This is a genomic window from Corynebacterium sp. HMSC034A01 (assembly GCF_001838175.1).
In the GTDB taxonomy this organism is placed as follows: domain Bacteria; phylum Actinomycetota; class Actinomycetes; order Mycobacteriales; family Mycobacteriaceae; genus Corynebacterium.
Window position 1 is genome coordinate 118,170 of record NZ_KV835927.1, and the last position, 16,856, is coordinate 135,025.

16 protein-coding genes are annotated in these 16,856 nt (G+C 66.4%); 9 read left to right on the forward strand and 7 right to left on the reverse strand.

Annotated features, from left to right (window positions below; genetic code table 11):
* Nucleotides 1–48: 48 nt before the first annotated feature.
* From HMPREF2791_RS02180 to HMPREF2791_RS02190, 3 genes are read right to left on the reverse strand one after another with little or no spacing between them, the layout of a single operon-like run.
* Complete coding sequence (locus HMPREF2791_RS02180) at nt 49–1,062, reverse strand: serine hydrolase domain-containing protein (RefSeq protein ID WP_070844128.1); 1,014 nt, start codon at nt 1,060–1,062, stop codon at nt 49–51.
* Entirely contained in the window at nt 1,062–1,526 is a 465-nt protein-coding gene (locus tag HMPREF2791_RS02185; protein WP_070844130.1) for an ArsR/SmtB family transcription factor, read from the reverse strand. Before HMPREF2791_RS02185 ends, HMPREF2791_RS02180 begins: the two co-directional genes overlap by 1 nt.
* A gap of 51 nt (nt 1,527–1,577) precedes the next feature.
* Complete coding sequence (locus HMPREF2791_RS02190; protein ID WP_070844132.1) at nt 1,578–2,243, reverse strand: ACT domain-containing protein; 666 nt, start codon at nt 2,241–2,243, stop codon at nt 1,578–1,580.
* A gap of 82 nt (nt 2,244–2,325) precedes the next feature.
* Between HMPREF2791_RS02190 and HMPREF2791_RS02195 the strand changes: the two genes are divergently transcribed.
* From HMPREF2791_RS02195 to HMPREF2791_RS02220, 6 genes are all read left to right on the forward strand, one after another.
* Nucleotides 2,326–3,465 (forward strand): cytochrome P450, encoded by a 1,140-nt coding sequence (locus tag HMPREF2791_RS02195; protein ID WP_070844134.1) that lies wholly within the window; start codon nt 2,326–2,328, stop codon nt 3,463–3,465.
* A 68-nt stretch (nt 3,466–3,533) separates the two neighbouring features.
* Entirely contained in the window at nt 3,534–3,833 is a 300-nt protein-coding gene (gene gatC / locus HMPREF2791_RS02200) for an Asp-tRNA(Asn)/Glu-tRNA(Gln) amidotransferase subunit GatC (RefSeq protein WP_070844136.1), read from the forward strand.
* 6 nt (nt 3,834–3,839) lie between these two features.
* Nucleotides 3,840–5,321: an Asp-tRNA(Asn)/Glu-tRNA(Gln) amidotransferase subunit GatA gene (gene gatA / locus HMPREF2791_RS02205; protein WP_070474875.1), complete on the forward strand. Its 1,482-nt coding sequence runs from the start codon at nt 3,840–3,842 to the stop codon at nt 5,319–5,321.
* On the forward strand, nt 5,296–6,606 hold the full coding sequence (locus tag HMPREF2791_RS02210) for an MFS transporter (protein WP_070844185.1): 1,311 nt from the start codon (nt 5,296–5,298) through the stop codon (nt 6,604–6,606). Before gatA ends, HMPREF2791_RS02210 begins: the two co-directional genes overlap by 26 nt.
* A 10-nt stretch (nt 6,607–6,616) precedes the next feature.
* Nucleotides 6,617–7,648: a 6-phosphofructokinase gene (locus HMPREF2791_RS02215; RefSeq protein ID WP_070844138.1), complete on the forward strand. Its 1,032-nt coding sequence runs from the start codon at nt 6,617–6,619 to the stop codon at nt 7,646–7,648.
* Nucleotides 7,649–7,773: 125 nt separating this feature from the next.
* Nucleotides 7,774–8,298, forward strand: a complete 525-nt coding sequence (locus HMPREF2791_RS02220) for a mismatch-specific DNA-glycosylase (RefSeq protein ID WP_070844140.1) — start codon at nt 7,774–7,776, stop codon at nt 8,296–8,298.
* On the opposite strand, the gene HMPREF2791_RS02225 is transcribed toward HMPREF2791_RS02220, so the two are convergent.
* Both HMPREF2791_RS02225 and HMPREF2791_RS02230 read right to left on the reverse strand, forming a co-directional pair.
* Nucleotides 8,256–9,059 (reverse strand): PrsW family glutamic-type intramembrane protease, encoded by an 804-nt coding sequence (locus HMPREF2791_RS02225; protein WP_070844142.1) that lies wholly within the window; start codon nt 9,057–9,059, stop codon nt 8,256–8,258. The two genes, HMPREF2791_RS02220 and HMPREF2791_RS02225, sit on opposite strands and share 43 nt — an antisense overlap.
* Nucleotides 9,059–9,574 carry a hypothetical protein gene (locus HMPREF2791_RS02230; RefSeq protein ID WP_141764885.1) on the reverse strand — a complete coding sequence of 172 codons (516 nt, stop codon included), beginning with the start codon at nt 9,572–9,574 and terminating at the stop codon, nt 9,059–9,061. The genes HMPREF2791_RS02225 and HMPREF2791_RS02230 overlap by 1 nt, the downstream gene beginning before the upstream one ends.
* A 76-nt stretch (nt 9,575–9,650) precedes the next feature.
* On the opposite strand from HMPREF2791_RS02230, the gene HMPREF2791_RS02235 reads away from it, so the two are divergent.
* On the forward strand, nt 9,651–10,598 hold the full coding sequence (locus HMPREF2791_RS02235) for a GNAT family N-acetyltransferase (protein ID WP_070844146.1): 948 nt from the start codon (nt 9,651–9,653) through the stop codon (nt 10,596–10,598).
* Between the two features lie 36 nt (nt 10,599–10,634).
* Nucleotides 10,635–12,137 (forward strand): Asp-tRNA(Asn)/Glu-tRNA(Gln) amidotransferase subunit GatB, encoded by a 1,503-nt coding sequence (gatB, locus tag HMPREF2791_RS02240; protein WP_070844187.1) that lies wholly within the window; start codon nt 10,635–10,637, stop codon nt 12,135–12,137.
* A 394-nt stretch (nt 12,138–12,531) separates the two neighbouring features.
* Here the strand turns inward: gatB and HMPREF2791_RS02245 are convergent, their stop codons facing one another.
* Nucleotides 12,532–13,947, reverse strand: coding sequence for a YkvI family membrane protein (locus tag HMPREF2791_RS02245; protein ID WP_070844148.1), 1,416 nt, complete (start codon nt 13,945–13,947; stop codon nt 12,532–12,534).
* A gap of 177 nt (nt 13,948–14,124) precedes the next feature.
* Between HMPREF2791_RS02245 and HMPREF2791_RS02250 the strand changes: the two genes are divergently transcribed.
* Nucleotides 14,125–15,000: a DoxX family protein gene (locus HMPREF2791_RS02250; RefSeq protein ID WP_070474883.1), complete on the forward strand. Its 876-nt coding sequence runs from the start codon at nt 14,125–14,127 to the stop codon at nt 14,998–15,000.
* A gap of 12 nt (nt 15,001–15,012) precedes the next feature.
* Here the strand turns inward: HMPREF2791_RS02250 and ilvD are convergent, their stop codons facing one another.
* A complete protein-coding gene (gene ilvD / locus HMPREF2791_RS02255) occupies nt 15,013–16,851 on the reverse strand; it encodes a dihydroxy-acid dehydratase (protein ID WP_070474884.1) in 1,839 nt (612 codons plus the stop codon).
* Nucleotides 16,852–16,856 lie beyond the last annotated feature (5 nt).

Sequence of the window (16,856 nt, forward strand, 5' to 3'; positions counted from 1 at the left end):
CGCTGAACGTCGCGGACGCAAGGAGCAGCAGGATCATGACGAGTGCGATCATCGGGTCTCCTTCATAAGGTCGATGCCGAGCGCGTCCACCCAGGCTTCGGTGTCGCCCGCGACAAACGCGGCGCGGCTGTGGTCGGTGCGCTCGGGGTCCCAGACCAACATGGTGCGGAAGCCGCCGGTGCCGCCGTTGTGGAACGTGATCTCCTGTCCGTCTTCGTCGAGGCTTGCCCAGCCATAGTCGGGCACACCGTGCGAGGACACCCATTCCACGTATTTCGCCATGTCGGCAGCAGTGGAGCGGATCGCGCCGGCCGGGGCCCAGCCGTCCATGTCCCACGGGCCGGCGGGGTGCCCGTTGGCGGCCAGGCCTGTGGGTGCTTCGTCGACGGTGCCCGGTAGCGCCACGTAGGTCGACGTCATGCCGGCGGGCTCGAAGATGCGGGTGCGCAGCAACTCGTCGTAGGGCATGCCGGCGTGTGTGGCAAGCAGTTGGCCGAGCAGCGCGTGGCCGTAGTTCGAGTACTGCTCCTCGCCGCGGTTGTTCAGCTCGGCGGAACCGGCGGCGTCGAGAATGTCTTGCGGTGTGTCGCGCCGGTAGGGGTTACCGCCATCGCGGATGTTGGCCGCGAACATGTCCGCGAGGCTGAGGCTTTCGGTGGTGGCGAGCCCGGAGGTGTGGTTGAGCAGCTCCTCGATGGTGACATCGGCAACGGGGGCGGAGGGGACGTCGATAAGCTCCTGCACCTGAGTGTCCAGGCGGAGCTCACCGGCCTCGATGAACTGGCGGACCAGCTCCGCATTGAATGTCTTGGTGATCGAGCCGATTTCGAACTCGCTGTGCTCGTCGGCGCCGAGGCCGCCGAAGCAGACCTCGCCGTCGTCGTAGGTGAAGGCGGCGAGGTTGTGGTGGCCGTTTTCCGCGAGGTGTTCGAGTGCGGAGGAGATTTCAGTATCGCCGGTGTGTTCAGAGGCCACGGAAATGTCGCGGGGGCCGGTGGAGAGCATCAACGCGGCGGCGAGGACAGCGGAGATTCCTCCGGTGGCAATGTTGGTAGCGCGCATCAGTGGTCCTCCCCGGCGATTACGATCGTCATGAGCGGGATGACGCGGGCCGGGGGAATCTCAAACATCCCGCCCTGCTTGCGCACCCAGCCGGCTGCCTGCAGCTCCTTCAGGTGGTGGTACGCGGTGCCGGTGGAGGAGACCAGCTCAGATTCGACCAGCTCCGTCACGCTCGCCGGTGCGGCTAAAAGGTGGCGCAGGATGGCGCCGCGGACGGGGTGCGCGAGAGCGGCGATGCGGTCCATCGCGTTGTCCCACGGTTGGTCCGTGATCCACGCCGTTGGGCGGATCCATTCGTAGGAGTAGGTGCCGGTCGGAAGCTCCACGTCGCCTTTGAAGGTGACTGTGCCTTGGTCCGCCTCGTTGCTGGAACTGGGGCGTGAGGTGGACTCGGGCGATGGGGCCTGTTCGAGCGCGGCGACGCGCGCTTCGAGGTCAGAGAGGCGTGCTTCAATCGGTTGCATGCTTTCTAGAATTACAGAAATCTAGAAAACGTGCAACGGTTGAGGCTTTGGCTAGCGCAGCATCGCGCCTGTGATGCAGCCGAGGTCGCCGATCTCGCGGACCTCGGACGCCAGGAAATCCGGCCCGCCCACGCGGCCGACCACCAGCACCATGTCGGTGCCGTGCAGGGGAGTGATGGTGAGCGATGTGCCGAGCTGGAACCAGGACTCCGGTGCCCAGTCGTCGAAGTCGGGCTGGAGGATGCGCGCGGCCTCGACGGGCGGCATCTGCGGGGTAGATCCGTCGTCCTCCGGCGCGGCGGGGGAGGCGGCGGCACGTGTGAGCCCGTCGTCGGAGGAATGCAGCACCACGGCCCAAGAAGAGGTCACAGCACTCGGCATGACGTCGACCAGCTCGCTGAGGCGGTCCTCGACGCTGCCGGACTGCGCCGCGATTTGGGCGAGCATCTGGATCTGCCCGCGGCGGTCCACGCGTCCGGTGAACGGGCGGATGGAATCCACCTCCGCGCCGTCGACAGAAGAGACGGCGGTGATCAGGGTGTCCGCCATCACACCGGTGGGCAGGGTGACCACGATGTCGTCGGTCACAGCGCCGTCGGTGGAGGTCTCCACAATGTCCACGGAGTTGATGTCGGCGTCGACCATGCCGAACGCCTCGGCGAGCTGACCAAGGCTGCCGGGGACGTCCGGAAGGGAAACGCGGATGAGGTACGACATGGCCTTATTTATAGCAATTCGGCACACCGGCAGCGGGTGTACGGTCGAAACCGCAGCAGTCTTCTAACTAAGGAGGAGCACGATGAGCCGCACCGAAATCCCGCAGACCACACTCGCCGGCGCCGAACCCCGCGCGGTCGGAGACGCGTTGCTTCGCGACGGCGCGAAGTTGGCTCGCGACGGCAAGGAGGTCGTCGTCACGGGCAACGCTCTCGCCCGCGAAGTGGCGGAGAACCCGGAACAGTTCTCGTCGGGTGTGTCGCGATTTTTGCAGTTGCCCAACGGCCTTGACGGCGAGAAGCACACCGAGATGCGTGCGTTGATCGATCGTTACCTCGCGGCGGAGGAGGTCGATCAGCTCGCTCCGATGTTCCACAAGATCGCGCGCCAGTTGGCAGAAGGAGCGCTGTCGAACGGCAAGGTCGACGCCGTCGGCGACTTGGGCGCCCAGTATGCGGTCCGCGCGATGACCGCCTGGCTCGGATGGCCAAGCGAGCTCGACGACACCCTCATTGCGTGGGTGGCCGACAACAACGCGGCAACGCGGTCCGGCGAACTCGAGCGCACAGCGGCGGTCGCCGAGCGTTTCGACGACATCATTCGCTCCGTCGTGCAGCCCCTCCAGAACAGCCCCGACGATTCGGTCACCTCGCGTCTCGTCCACGACGACAGTCTCGGTCGGCGTCTGGAATTCGAGGAAGTGGTCTCCGTGCTACGCAACTGGACTGCGGGAGATTTGAGCTCGATGGCCTACTGCATCGGGGTTGTGCTTGAAGCACTGATCGAACGCCCCGAGCTCCAGGACCGCCTCGCAGGCGGCGTTTCGCAAAAGGAGTTCACTGCGATCGCCGACGAAATCCTGCGCGCCGACTCGCCGTTTGTGAGCAACCGGCGAGTGACCACGTGCCCGGTGTCGCTCGACGGGCACGATCTGCCTGAAGGCCAAAGGGTGCGCATCCACTGGACAGCGGCAAACCGCGACCCGGAAACGTTTGCAGACCCGGACGGCTTCGAACCGGAGACGAACGCCGACGAGAACCTGGTCTGGGGCGCAGGGCCGCACGCGTGCCCTGGCAAGACGTTGTCGATCGTTGAGCTGCAAGCGTTCACCGAAGAACTCCTCGCGGCCGCGGAGGTCACCAGCGCCGGCGAGGGGGAGCGTGAGGTTCACCCGGTTGGTGGCTGGGCGTCGTTGCCGGTGCGCCTTACCGCCCGCGGGTAAGGGAATCGCCGTGACGTAAGATAAGGCGCGTTAATCGCAACCCACGTGATGGACGAAGGGATGGGACTGTGGCTGAGATTTCACGCGACGAGGTGTCGCGCATCGCACGCCTGGCGCGAATCGCGCTGAAGGACGAGGAGCTGGACGACATTGCCCAGCAGCTGGACACGATCGTGGACGCGGTCTCGAAGGTGCAGAGTGTGGACACTGCAGGTGTCACGCCGATGAGCCACCCGCACTCCATCGACGCTGGTATGCGCGAGGATGTGGAGAAGAAGACGCTGACGCAGGCCGAGGCGCTGGACCAGGCCCCGGCCGTGGAAGATGACCGCTTCGTGGTTCCGCAGATTCTCGGAGAGGGAGACTAGAAGGAAATGACGCAGTACACGATTCCGGCCGAAGGTCTCGTCGCAAAGCCAGCGCACGAGCTCGCCGCAATGATCCAGTCCGGCGACGTCACCTCCCGCGAGGTCACGCAGGCGTTCCTCGACCGCATCGCTGAGGTCGACGGCGAGCTCGGCGCGTTCCTGCACGTCGGTGCCGAGGAGGCGCTCGCGGCCGCGGACAAGGTGGACGAGCAGGTGAAGAACGGCGGGGAGCCGGCCTCCAAGCTTGCGGGTGTGCCGCTGGCGCTGAAGGACTTGCTGGTCACCACCGACGCGCCGACCACCGCCGCGTCCAAGATGCTCGAGGGCTACATGAGCCCGTACGACGCCACCGTGGTGGCCAAGCTGCGCGCGGCGGGCATCCCGATTCTGGGCAAGACCAACTTGGACGAGTTCGCCATGGGGTCGTCCACGGAGAACTCCGCCTACAAGCAGACGAAGAACCCGCACGACCTGGAGCGCGTCCCGGGCGGCTCCGGCGGCGGCACCGCAGCGGCGCTCGCGTCCGGCGAGGCCCCGCTGGGCATTGGCACTGACACTGGCGGCTCGATCCGCCAGCCTGCGTCTTTGACCGGCACCGTGGGCGTGAAGCCGACCTACGGCGGTGTGTCCCGCTACGGCGTGATCGCCTGCGCGTCCTCCCTGGACCAGGTGGGCCCGTGTGCGAACAACGTGCTGGACACCGCGCTGTTGCACGAGATCATCGGCGGCCACGACGAGTTCGACGCCACCTCCGTGGACCGCGAGGTGCCGGCGCTCGCAGACGCCGCCCGCGAGGGCGCGAAGGGCGACCTGAAGGGCGTGAAGATCGGCCGCGTGAAGCAGTTCGAGCGCCCGGGCACGCAGGACGGTGTGAAGGACGCCATCGACAAGGCCTACGCGCAGCTTGAGGCGCAGGGCGCGGAGATCGTCGAGGTGGATTGCCCGAGCTTCGAAGACGTCATGGGCGCGTACTACCTGATCCAGACCTCCGAGGTCAGCTCTAACCTCGCGCGCTTCGACGGTATGCGCTACGGCCAGCGCGTCGGCGACGACGGCACCCGCTCCGCCGAGGAAGTCATGGCCGCCACCCGCGGCGAAGGCTTCGGCGCGGAGGTCAAGCGTCGCATCATCCTGGGCACCTACGCGCTGTCCGTGGGCTACTACGACGCGTACTACCTGCAGGCGCAGCGCGTGCGCACCCTGGTGGCGCAGGACTTTGCCAAGGCATTCGAGTGTTGCGACGTCATCGCCGCCCCGGCCGCTCCCACCACCGCGTTCAAGCTGGGCGACAAGGTGGACGACCCGCTGGCGATGTACAACTTCGACCTGTTCACCCTGCCGCTGAACCTGGCCGGTCTGCCCGGCATGTCGGTGCCGGCGGGCGAGGCCTCCGACACGAACCTGCCGGTGGGCCTGCAGCTGATCGCCCCGGCCTTCGAGGACGCGCGCTTGTACCGCGTGGGTGCCGCTTTTGAAGCCAGCCGTTAATCCCTGGAATACCCTCGCAGCCCTGGCTGCGGGGTATTTTCTTGTCTTGATCGACCAGGGCTTCATGCCCGTGATCACACCACTTTTGCCTTTCGACGTCGGCTCCGCCGTGTGGCTGACCAGCATCTACCTGCTGTGCACGGTGGCCCCCATGCCGGCGACGGGCAAGCTTGGAGACGCCTTCGGGCAACGCCGCGTCTTCCTCATCGGTCTGGCCATCTATGTGGCCGCGCTGGTATTCGCGGGCGCGTCCTGGTCGTTCGGTTCACTGGTAGTGGCCCGCGGCCTGCAGGGTGCGGGCGCCGCGGTGTTCTTGCCTCAGGCGTTCGGCCTGATCCCGCGCGTGTTCGCGGAGGACAAGCAAGGCCGGGCGTTCGCAACCTGGGGCGTGATCGGCTCGGTGGCGTCGTTGATCGGCCCGGTCGTCGGCGGGGCAGTGGCGGACACCTTCGGCTGGCGCGCGGCGTTTTTCGCCCAAGCAGCACTTGGCGCGGTGGCGCTGATCGCCGGACTGGTTGCGCTGCCGCGGCTGCCGCGCAGCGGCGAGCGGGTGACCCTGCTGCCGGTGTTGCTTTCTTTCGGCGGGTTGGGACTGCTCGTGTACGGCATCCAGTTTGGGCAGTGGCCCTCGATCCTCTTCGGTGCACTGCTGATTGGCGTGCTGGTGCTGTCTGCCCGCAACGGCACCGACGACGGGTTCCTGCCCGTGGAGCTCATGCTCAACCGCTCGTTCGCGCTCGGCGCTCTGGGCGTGGCGGCGATGGGCTTTACCGTGGCGTCGATGTTCATCCCGCTGATGTACTGGCTGCAAACGGTCGCCGGTGCCTCGCCGACGGCTTCCGGTGCGATCACTGCGCCGATGTCCGTGTTCGCGCTCGTGCTCACCCCGGTGGCCGGGTACCTGACGGACCGTCGCGACCCAGGCAAGCTCTGCGCCGCGGGCTTCACACTCTCCGCAGTGGGGCTCGCGCTCGCCATAGCGCTGATCCACACCGGGGCCGGCGTGTGGTGGTTTACCGCAGTGACCTCGCTTCTGGGCATCGGTGGCGCGTTCGTGTGGGCGCCGAACGCGGCGGTGACCATGCGCGGCATCCCCGAGCACGAAACTGGGGCGGCCTCGGGGCTCTATAACACCGCCCGCCAGGTCGGCTCGGTGCTTGGCGTGGCTTTGGTGGGCGTGGTGCTCGCCTCCGGCGCCATCGAGTCCACGGCCGGGTTGGCGCTCGCGCTGCCGTGCGCTGCGATGCTGATCGGGGCGGTGTCGTCGCTTCGTCTTCGGGGGTAGCCTGGCAAGTATGCGACTTGCCACTTTGACCTCCGGCGGCGACTGCCCCGGCCTGAACGCCGTCATCCGCGGCATCGTCCGCACCGCGAACACGGAGTACGGCTCCACCGTCGTGGGTTACCGCGACGGCTGGGTAGGGCTGATGGAGGACCGCCGCGTCGACCTTTACGACGACGCCTACATGGACTCCCTCCTCCTGCGCGGCGGCACTGTGCTGGGCACCGGCCGCCTGCACCCGGACAAGTTCAAGGCCGGGCTGGACACCATCAAGGCCAACCTCGACGACGCCGGGGTGGATGTGCTTATCGCCATCGGCGGCGAGGGCACCCTCAAGGGCGCGAAGTGGCTCTCTGACAACGGCATCCCCGTCGTCGGCGTGCCCAAGACCATCGACAACGACGTCGCCGCGACCGACTACACCTTCGGCTTCGACACCGCCGTGTCCGTGGCCACCGACGCCATCGACAGACTGCACACCACCGCCGAGTCCCACAACCGGATCCTCATCGTCGAGGTGATGGGCCGCCACGTGGGCTGGATCGCCCTGCACGCCGGCATGGCCGGCGGCGCGCACTACACTGTGATCCCGGAGGAGCCGTTCGACATCGCCGAGATCTGCAAGGCCATGGAGCGCCGGTTCCAGATGGGGGAGAAGTACGGCATCATCGTCGTCGCCGAGGGCGCAATCCCCAAGGAAGGCACCATGGACGCCGGCCTGGGCGAGGAAGACGAGTTCGGCCACAAGACCTTCAACGGCATGGGCCAGATCATCGGCGACGAGGTGAAAAAGCGCCTCGGCTACGACGTGCGCACCACCGTGCTCGGCCACATCCAGCGCGGCGGCACGCCCACCGCCTACGACCGCGTGCTGGCCACCCGCTACGGCGTCCACGCCGCCCGCGCTGCCCACGAAAGCAACTTCGGCACCTGCGTGGCGCTGCACGGCGAGGACATCGAACTTGTGGCGCTCGAGGACGCCGTCGCGCACCTCAAGACCGTTCCGGAGCGCCGCTACACCACCGCGAAGGCCATGTTCACGTAGGCAGGTTTGTAAAAGTCGGCGAGCGTGCCGTCGGCGACCTTGGGGGACTTGCATCTAGGGGCCGTGTTCTGCCGACTTTTGCAAAACCGGCGACCCGGGAGGCCGGCCCAGTAGGGTCGGAAGACATGCACGACCGCATCCCCGACCCCTGCCGCTTGCTCATTGTCGGGATCAACCCCGGCCGCCTCACCGAGGAGGTGGATGCGCCGTTCGCGTTCCCGGGCAACCGCTTCTGGCCGGCGCTCGAGGCCGCGGGCATCACGCCCTACCGCGTCCACGCCAACGAGGGGCTCTCCGACAAGGACGCCGCCATGCTCGCCGAGCTCGGCATCGGGTTCACCAATCTGGTCAACCGCATGACGCCGAAGGCGTCCGACCTGACGAAGGCGGAGTTGGTTGCAGGAGGCGAGGTCGTGCGCGGAGTCGTCGAAAAGCATCGGCCCACAGCCGTCATGTTCGCAGGCATCGGGGCGTACCGCGATGCCTATCGACGACCAAAGGCCACCCGCGGCCTCCAACCCGAGACCCTCGCCGGTGTGCCGGTGTGGGTGGTCGGCAACCCCAGCGGGCTCAACGCACACGAGACGGTGGCCACGCTCGCTGAGAGTTACCGGGAAGTGTGGGAGGCGACGGCGCGGGAGCGACGGTAGAGCCACACTACCAGCACCCACAGCAGGATTGTCACTGCGATCGAGCCGACGAGTCCTGCTGTTCCGGGAAGCTCTTTGGAGGCGTTAAACGCGCCGTGGATCGCAGCGGCGAGGAGGAACCAGCCAGTCAGCCGGGACAGGCGCCAGCCAAGAGGCTGATCGGTGCGGCACAGGAATTGGCCGAGGCCCCACGCCGCCAGCCCGGTGTAAACGGCGTGCGAGAACGGGCCCATGGCAACCAGCACGAGCATGGACGCGACACCGTCGAAGTACTCGGACTGCAGATCGAGCGCCGCCTCGATCGCGGAATTGTTCACGGTCTCGGCGACGGTGTAGCCCGCGCCGACGGCCATGCCAGCAACGGCGGCCTCGACGGGCCGGCGCACCGGGGCGAAAACGGCGATGACGAAGAACACCGCCAGCAGCTTGGCCGTTTCCTCCGGGAACGGGGAAAACAGGTACGCCACCACGCCGGGCAGGTCAGCGGTGCTGGAGAGATAGGCGGAGTTGACCGGCGGGAGGACGCCGCACAAGGCCACGCCAGCCAACAGGTTGGCGGGCAGCCACCACGGGGTCCTTGGCCGTCCGGGGTGGCGGCGCAAAAGCAGCCACGCGGCTGCAACGGCGACGAGGACGAATGCGGCCGCCGCGGCGCCGAACGCAGGCGTCCACGGCATCTGGGTGAGCGTGTACAGGTAGCGCGCCACGCACGCCACGATGGCGAGGCCAACGATGCCTTGGAGGATGAGGTTCTTCTGCACTATTTGGCCTCCTCTGCGACAAGACGCTCGACGATCTCCCGGCCGTCTTCAGGCGCCGCGGCGTAGACCGTGAGGTCGCCGCGTTCGACGGCAGCGACGGAGACGCCGTCGCGGTGCACCGCGTACACCCCGGGCGCTGGCTGATAGAGATCGTCCGTGTCGATTCGCTCGCCGTCTGCTGCCAGCCAGTACATGCGCGTGACCGCGTTGGCGCGCTCGGCCTTGTCGGTCATGGTGTAGTCGGTGCGCAGCTGGATTTTCGTGCCGTCGCAGTCCCACACCCACGTGCCGGTGCCGTCTTCAGCACCGTTGGCAGAGGTCTGGGTGCATTGCAACGCGTTGCCGTCCGCGTCGCGCAGCGTGACGCCACCGGCGGACACCTCCGTGGTGGCGGGGCCGCCTTCCTCCGTTGCAGCCTGGGCGATGAACGGCGCCGCCAGGATGAGTGCTCCGGCCGCCACGATCCCTATCGCGCCGGCACGCGTATTTTTGTCAGAAAAATCGGGGTAATCCACCCGCGACAGCATAGGGAAACACTCTCTTGGTCGCAGCGGAGGCCTATTTATTCCGTTTTGCAGTAGCGTTTTACCCATGGCACTGCTGGAACAGATGGTCGGCGCCTACGAGGCGTGGATGCCGCATCAGCAACGCGAGTGGTACACCGCAGGAGAGCGGCGCGCGCTCGCGGTGCAGGAGATGCGCCCGCACGCGGAGCACACGGCCAACGCGGAATTCGGCGCCGGCTTCCGCGACCACCTAAAACCTCTCGGCGGGCCGGACGTGCCCGACCCGCTGGCGTGGGCGAACCGGCGCGTGGAGTTTGGGGACGGGCACTGGTCCGTCGCCGGGATACGCTTTTTAGGGCTGGATCCGGAAAAGCCGTTCGTGCACGTCGTCGCGACGTCCGTGCCGCCGCAGCACGACCGCCTAGGCAAGTACGCGGAGCAGCTGCACCGCGAGTTCGCGGACTTCGGCCCGCTGGCCATCCGCTTCGAACTGCCGAACCCGCCGGAGGACGCCGACATCGACCAGTGGATCATCGCGGGGCTCGTCTCCGAACTGCGCCAGAAGCCTCGCCGCCCGCATCATGAACGCGTCCGTCTCACCCCGGCAGATCCCGCTGAGACGGCAGAGTATGCCGATGAGGTGCTCGGCAACGTCGCAAGGCAGCGGCCCGAGGTGCGCACCTGGACGGAGGCCGCGACCCTGGAGCAGCTGCAACACTGCGCGGACACCGGCGCGCTGCGCCAGATCGAGGTGGATGGGCAGCGCGCGGGCATCATCGCCGCCGCCCGCGACGACGCAAACGGCATGCGCGGGTTCCAGGTCTACGAGTTCCTCCTCGACGACGTTGCCCGCGGACGCGGCCTCGCACCGGCGGCGATGCAGTTGCTTTGCGACGTCCTGCCGGCCCAAACCGGCGACACATTGTGGGGGACGGTGCACGTGGGCAATGGGCCGTCGATAGGCAATGCGCTCGCTGTCGGCCGCGAGAAGACCGCCGCATTTGTGTGGGTGCAGCGACGCGGCGAGCTGTAGCGCGGGCGCGCGGGGCGGGGCAGTAGACTGATGCGCATGACTGCGTACGACCTGATGGATTACGACGAAGTACTCGAAAAGTACGACCCCGTGATGGGCCTTGAGGTGCACGTCGAGCTCGCCACCGAGACGAAGATGTTCTCCACCTCATCCGCCCACTTCGGCGCGGAGCCGAACACGAACATCGACCCGGTCTCGCTCGGGCTTCCCGGTGCGCTGCCGGTGGTCAACGCCAAGGGCGTGGAGTGGGCCATCAAGATCGGCCTGGCGCTGAACTGCAAGATCGCCGAGTCCTCGCGGTTTGCGCGCAAGAACTACTTCTACCCGGACCAGCCGAAGAACTACCAGATCTCCCAGTACGACGAGCCGATCGCCTACGACGGCTACCTCGACGTCGTGCTCGAGGATGGCACCGAGTGGCGCGTGGAAATTGAGCGCGCGCACATGGAGGAAGACACCGGCAAGCTCACCCACCTAGGCTCCGCATCCGGCCGCATCACCGGCGCAACCGCGTCGCTTGTGGACTGCAACCGCGCGGGCATCCCGCTGATCGAGATCGTGACCAAGCCGATCATCGGCGCCGGCGAGCGCGCACCCGAGGTGGCCAAGGCCTACGTCGGCGCGCTGCGTGAGCTGGTCAAGGCCCTCGGCGTTTCCGACGCGCGCATGGACCAGGGCAGCATGCGTTGCGACGCCAACGTGTCCCTGCGCCCGGTCGGCCAGGAGGAGTTCGGCACCCGCACCGAGACCAAGAACATCAACTCCCTGAAATCCGTGGAGCAGGCCGTGCGCTTCGAGATGCAGCGCCAAGCCGCCGCCCTGGACAACGGTGAGGAGATTGTCCAGGAAACCCGCCACTACCAGGAGAAGGACGGCTCCACCTCCAAGGGCCGGCCCAAGGAGGAGGCGTCCGACTACCGCTACTTCAACGATCCGGACCTGCCGCCGGTGATTGCCAAGCCGGAGTGGGTCGAGGAGATCCGCGCGACCCTGCCGGAGCTGCCGTGGGTGCGTCGCGCCCGCATCCAGGAGGAGTGGCAGCTGCCGGAGAAGGAGTTCCGCGACCTGGTTAACGCCGGGGCGCTGGACCTGATCGTGGACACCGTCGAGGCCGGTGCCACGCCGGATGAGGCCCGCGCCTGGTGGGTCTCCTACATCAACGGCAAAGCCAACGAGGCCGGCAAGGACCTCGACGCGCTCGGCGTCACCCCGGCCGACGTGGCCCGCGTGGTGGAGCTGGTCAAGGAGGGCAAGCTGACCACCAAGCTGGGCCGCCAGGCCATCGACGGCGTCATCGCCGGCGAGGGTGACGTGGACAAGGTCGTTGCGGACCGCGGCCTGGAGGTCGTGCGCGACGACGGCGCCATCGAGAAGGCTGTCGACGACGCGCTGGCCGCCAACCCGGACATCGTGGAGAAGTACCGCGCCGGCAACAAGAAGGTCACCGGCGCCATCGTCGGCGCCGTGATGAAGGCGACGCAGGGCAAGGCCGACCCGGGCCAGGTCAACCAGCTCATCGCGAAGAAGCTCGCGGAGTAGGGGGGGACCCGGCTGCCTCGGCCGTAAAAGGTGAAAGGCAGATGGTGAAAATCCGCAGATCCGCGCGGATTCACCATCTGCCTTTCACCATCTGTAACGCAAAGGGGCACCCCATCACTTTCCGCCCGACCATGTAGGTACGTACCTACATGGAGGTTCGCATGGCAGCTATTTCAGCAAGAGAATTTCACCGGGACGTCAGTGCAGCTAAGCGTGTGGCGCTCGAGCAACCGGTCGTGATCACTGATCATGGCGAGCCTTCGTACGTGGATCTGTGAAGTATTTTGCCCTGCGCCCCTCGTACCGTGGGGACCGAAAGAGGCCCGGCAACGCAAAACCCCGGCCAACATTGCGTTGGCCGGGGCGAAGCTAGACGTCGTAAAGCGAATTATGCTTACTTGTCCTGAGACTTCTGCTCGGGCTTGACGGCGGGGAACTCGCCGGTCTTGTACATCTCCTCGTACGCCTCCCAGTGGATCTTGTCGCCCTCGTACTCGGGGGCGCCTTCGTACCCCTTGGACTCAGGATCCAAGGCGGGAACGTTCTTGACGTCGAAGTCGCTGGAGGAATCCGAGGTGAGGTCGGCAGCGACCTCCTCCTGGACGGACTGCCACAAATCCTGACCGCCAACGTGGGAATCGGAGGTCAGCGAGTCCACTTCGTCGCGCTCGGCGCGGGACAGCTCGTCCTCATTCGGATCCAGGGCGGTGGAAGCGAGCTCAGCGAGTCGCTCGCGGCGGCCGGTTTCTTCCTGGATGTTCTTGCGGTCGCGGAACCAGGCGACACCCATGACGATGCCCAGCACCAGGCCCAGGTAGCCAAGGACCGGGTACACCCAGCCGACCAGGTCAGCGAAGCCGATGAAGGACAGCGCGAAGCCGACGAGCACGGCAGCGAAGTAGTACGGACGGAACTTCTTCGGGTTGTCGTGGCTGAGGCGGCGGCCACTGGCGTAAAACATGCCGACAGCGGTGTTGTAAATCATCAGGTAAATGACGATGGCGACGAACACGCCCACGGCCGGGTGCATGTTGTCGAAGACCATGAGCAGCGGCATGTCCGCATCCATGGCGTCTTCCATGTTGCAGAACAGGATGAAGGTCAGGATCAGCAGCAGCACGGCGAAGATGATGCCGCCGAGCAGGCCGCCCTTACCCGCCTGCGCCGGGTTCATGTGGGAGCCGGCGAAGACAAGCATCATGGAGACGTCCATGATCATCACCAGGGTGGCGTAGTTCAGCGCGGTGATGAGCCAGTTACCGAACGTGCCCGATGCGCTCTGGTTTTGTTGCGAGAGCTCGTTGAGGTAGCCAAAGTCCGACGGCATGTCGGTCAGCGTGATCACGAACGCGGCGAGCAAACAGATAATCAGCAGCGGCGTGATGTAGGAGAAGACACTGGTGAGCCTGTCAATGTCCAGCAGGCCGGACAGGAGCAGCAGCACAACCATGATTGTCGAGCCTGCCCAGGTGGGGAGGCCAAACTGCTGCTCGAGGTTCGCACCCGCACCGGCGACCATGACGAAGCCGATGCAGAACAGTGTGAAAACGGTGGTGATGTCCATGTACCTGGACAGCCACGGACGCGAGACACTCCTGAACACGGCGCTGTGGTCCTCCGCCATGTAGTAGGAGCCGAGCTGGTAGACCCAGCCGCTGAAGATGGCGATTGCGCCGCCGGCGATAGCCGCACCGAGGATGCCCCAGTATCCGAAGGAGAGGAAGTACTGGATCACCTCCTGGCCGGACGCGAAGCCCGCGCCGACGGTGAGGCCGACGAGCGCGAGGGCGACTTTCATTGTTTTACCCATAATTTTCCTCAATGAAATCTAGTAAAAGAGCGGAGCCGAGGGTAACACCATTAAGGGCCCATTGCTAACCGACGACCACCGGTCCTCGCTGTCAACCGTGCAGCGCACAGGCTTAGATTTGCTATTCTAACGGCGCGTTACCAAGGATCAGTCAGTGTTTTCGCATACATTGTTTGCATGGCTAACAACCCACGTGATCTCACGCCCAACGAGCAAAATGATCTGACAAACCTGGATTCTCCTGAGGTGCCGGAGTACACGGGCGGCGCGAAGTCTGCCGCCGACGGCCTGTACACCCGCACGGGCAAGGCAGCCCCGACGGAGATTTTCCCGCGCGGCGAGCAAACCGACGGGCCGCTGATCCCGCAGGCGCCCGAGACCACCTCGTTTGAGAGCGCCTCTGAGACGGTCGCCGTGGACCGCGAGCCAACCTATGTCGCGCCGGCCCCCGCGTACGCGACCGACTCCGCCACCGCCACCGGCACCGACCCGGTCTACGCCGAGACCGCCGAGCCGGTTGTGGTGGAGGACGAGACCCGCCGCGGCACCACCGACCTGGGCCTTCTCCTGCAGCGTCTCGCACTCGGCGCGATGCTCATCATCCACTCGGTAGGGACATTCTTCCGCCTCGGCGGCAACGAAGGCATCTCCGGCCTGGAAGCGGCGTACGCCGACTACCCGTACGGCAACGGGCTCGCTGTGGTCGTTCCTACCCTCGAGCTGGCCGCGGGCGTTTTCCTGGTGTTGGGCCTGCTCACCCCGGTGGCAGCGCTGGTTGCCATCGCAGTGACCGGTTTTATGGCGCTGCACGCCTTCCACACTCAGACGGAAGGCTTCGACGTCTTCGCCTGGACCCCGGAGACGTGGGCGCCGGTGATGCTTCTGGCCGCGTCGCTGGTCGTGCAGTTTGCGGGCCCGGGCCGTTACGGCGTCGACGCGTCGCGCGGCTGGGCTAAACGCCCGCTGGTCTCTAGCTGGATCTGCGCGCTGCTCGGCCTGGCGGCAGCCGGGCTGATGTGGTGGTTCGGCACCGGCATCAACCCGGTCGCCTAGCTAGTCCACTCGTTAGTCGACAAGGCGCACCGCGCCCTTGTCGGCGCTGGTGGCCATCTTCGCGTACGCGCGCAGAGCCTTCGACACCTCACGGACGCGGTTCGGCGTCCAGGGGGTGTCGGAGGCTTCCATCGTTTCACGGCGCTGTTGCAGCTCTGCCTCGTCGACATCGAGCTTCAGCTCGCGGTTGGACACGGAGATGGAGATGGTGTCGCCGTTTTCAATCAGGCCGATCAGGCCGCCGGCTGCGGCCTCAGGGGAGATGTGGCCGATGGACAGCCCGGAGGTGCCGCCGGAGAAGCGTCCGTCCGTGATCAGCGCGCACTTCTTGCCCAAGCCTGCGCCCTTGAGGAACGACGTCGGGTGAAGCATCTCCTGCATGCCCGGCCCGCCCGCGGGGCCTTCGTAGCGGATCACCACAACCTCGCCTTCGAGCACTTCGCGGTTGAGGATCATGGAAACGGCCTGCTCTTGCGAGTCCACCACGCGCGCGGGACCGGTGAATTCCCACAGGCCCTCTTCGACGCCGGCGGTCTTCAAAATCGCGCCGTCGGGTGCAAGGTTGCCGCGCAGCACCACCAAGCCGCCGTCGGAGGTGAACGGGTGCTCGACGTCGTGGATGACGCCGTTTGCCGCGTCGGTGTCCAGCTCGGCCCAGCGGGCGCTCTGGGAGAACGCCTTCGTGGTGCGCTCGCCGCCGGGCGCGGCGTGGTACAGCTCCAGCGCCTCCTCGGTCGCATCCCCGCCGCGGATGTCCCAGTCGGAGAGCCATTCGCTTAACGACGGGTACGCGATCGAGTGCACATCCGCATGCAGCAGGCCAGCGCGGTTGAGCTCGCCCAGAATCGCCGGGATGCCGCCGGCGCGGTGGACGTCTTCGACGTGGGCCTCGCCGTTCGGCGCCACCTTGGACAGGCACGGGATCTGGTGGGACAGATCGTCGATGTCGTGCAGGTCGAAGTCGATGCCGCCCTCTTGGGCGGCGGCGAGGATGTGCAGGATGGTGTTGGTGGAGCCGCCCATGGCCATGTCCAGCGCCATGGCGTTGCGGAAGGCGTGCACGTTGGCGACGTTGCGCGGCAGGACGGATTCGTCGCCCTGGCCGTAGTAGCGCTCGCACAGCTCCATGACGGTGCGGCCGGCCTTTTCAAACAGTTCGCGGCGCGCGGTGTGGGTGGCAAGCGTGGTGCCGTTGCCCGGCAGGGACAGGCCGAGCGCCTCGGTGAGGCAGTTCATGGAGTTCGCGGTGAACATGCCGGAGCAAGAGCCGCAGGTGGGGCAGGCGTTGTTGGCGATTGCGTCGAGCTCGTCGTCGGACACGCCGTCGTTGGCGGACAGCGCGATGGCGTCGATGAGGTCGGACTTCGGCTTGGTCACCCCGCCGACAGAGAACGCCTTGCCAGCTTCCATGGGGCCGCCCGAGACGAACACGGCCGGGATGTTCAGACGCATCGCCGCGTTGAGCATGCCCGGGGTGATCTTGTCGCAGTTGGAGATGCACACCATGGCGTCGACAGTGTGCGCGTTAACCATGTACTCGACCGAGTCGGTGATGATCTCGCGGGACGGCAGGGAATACAGCATGCCGGAGTGCCCCATGGCGATGCCGTCGTCGACGGCGATAGTGTTGAACTCCTTGGGCACGCCGCCAGCTGCGCGCACGGCGTCCGCGACAATGTCGCCGACTTCTTTCAGGTGCACGTGCCCCGGCACGAACTGGGTGTAGGAGTTCACAATCGCCACGATCGGCTTACCAAACTCGTTTTCGCCGGTGCCGGTGGCGCGCCACAGAGCGCGGGCGCCTGCGGCCTGGCGGCCGATGGTGGTGACGCGGGAGCGAAGCGGGATCACGGTAC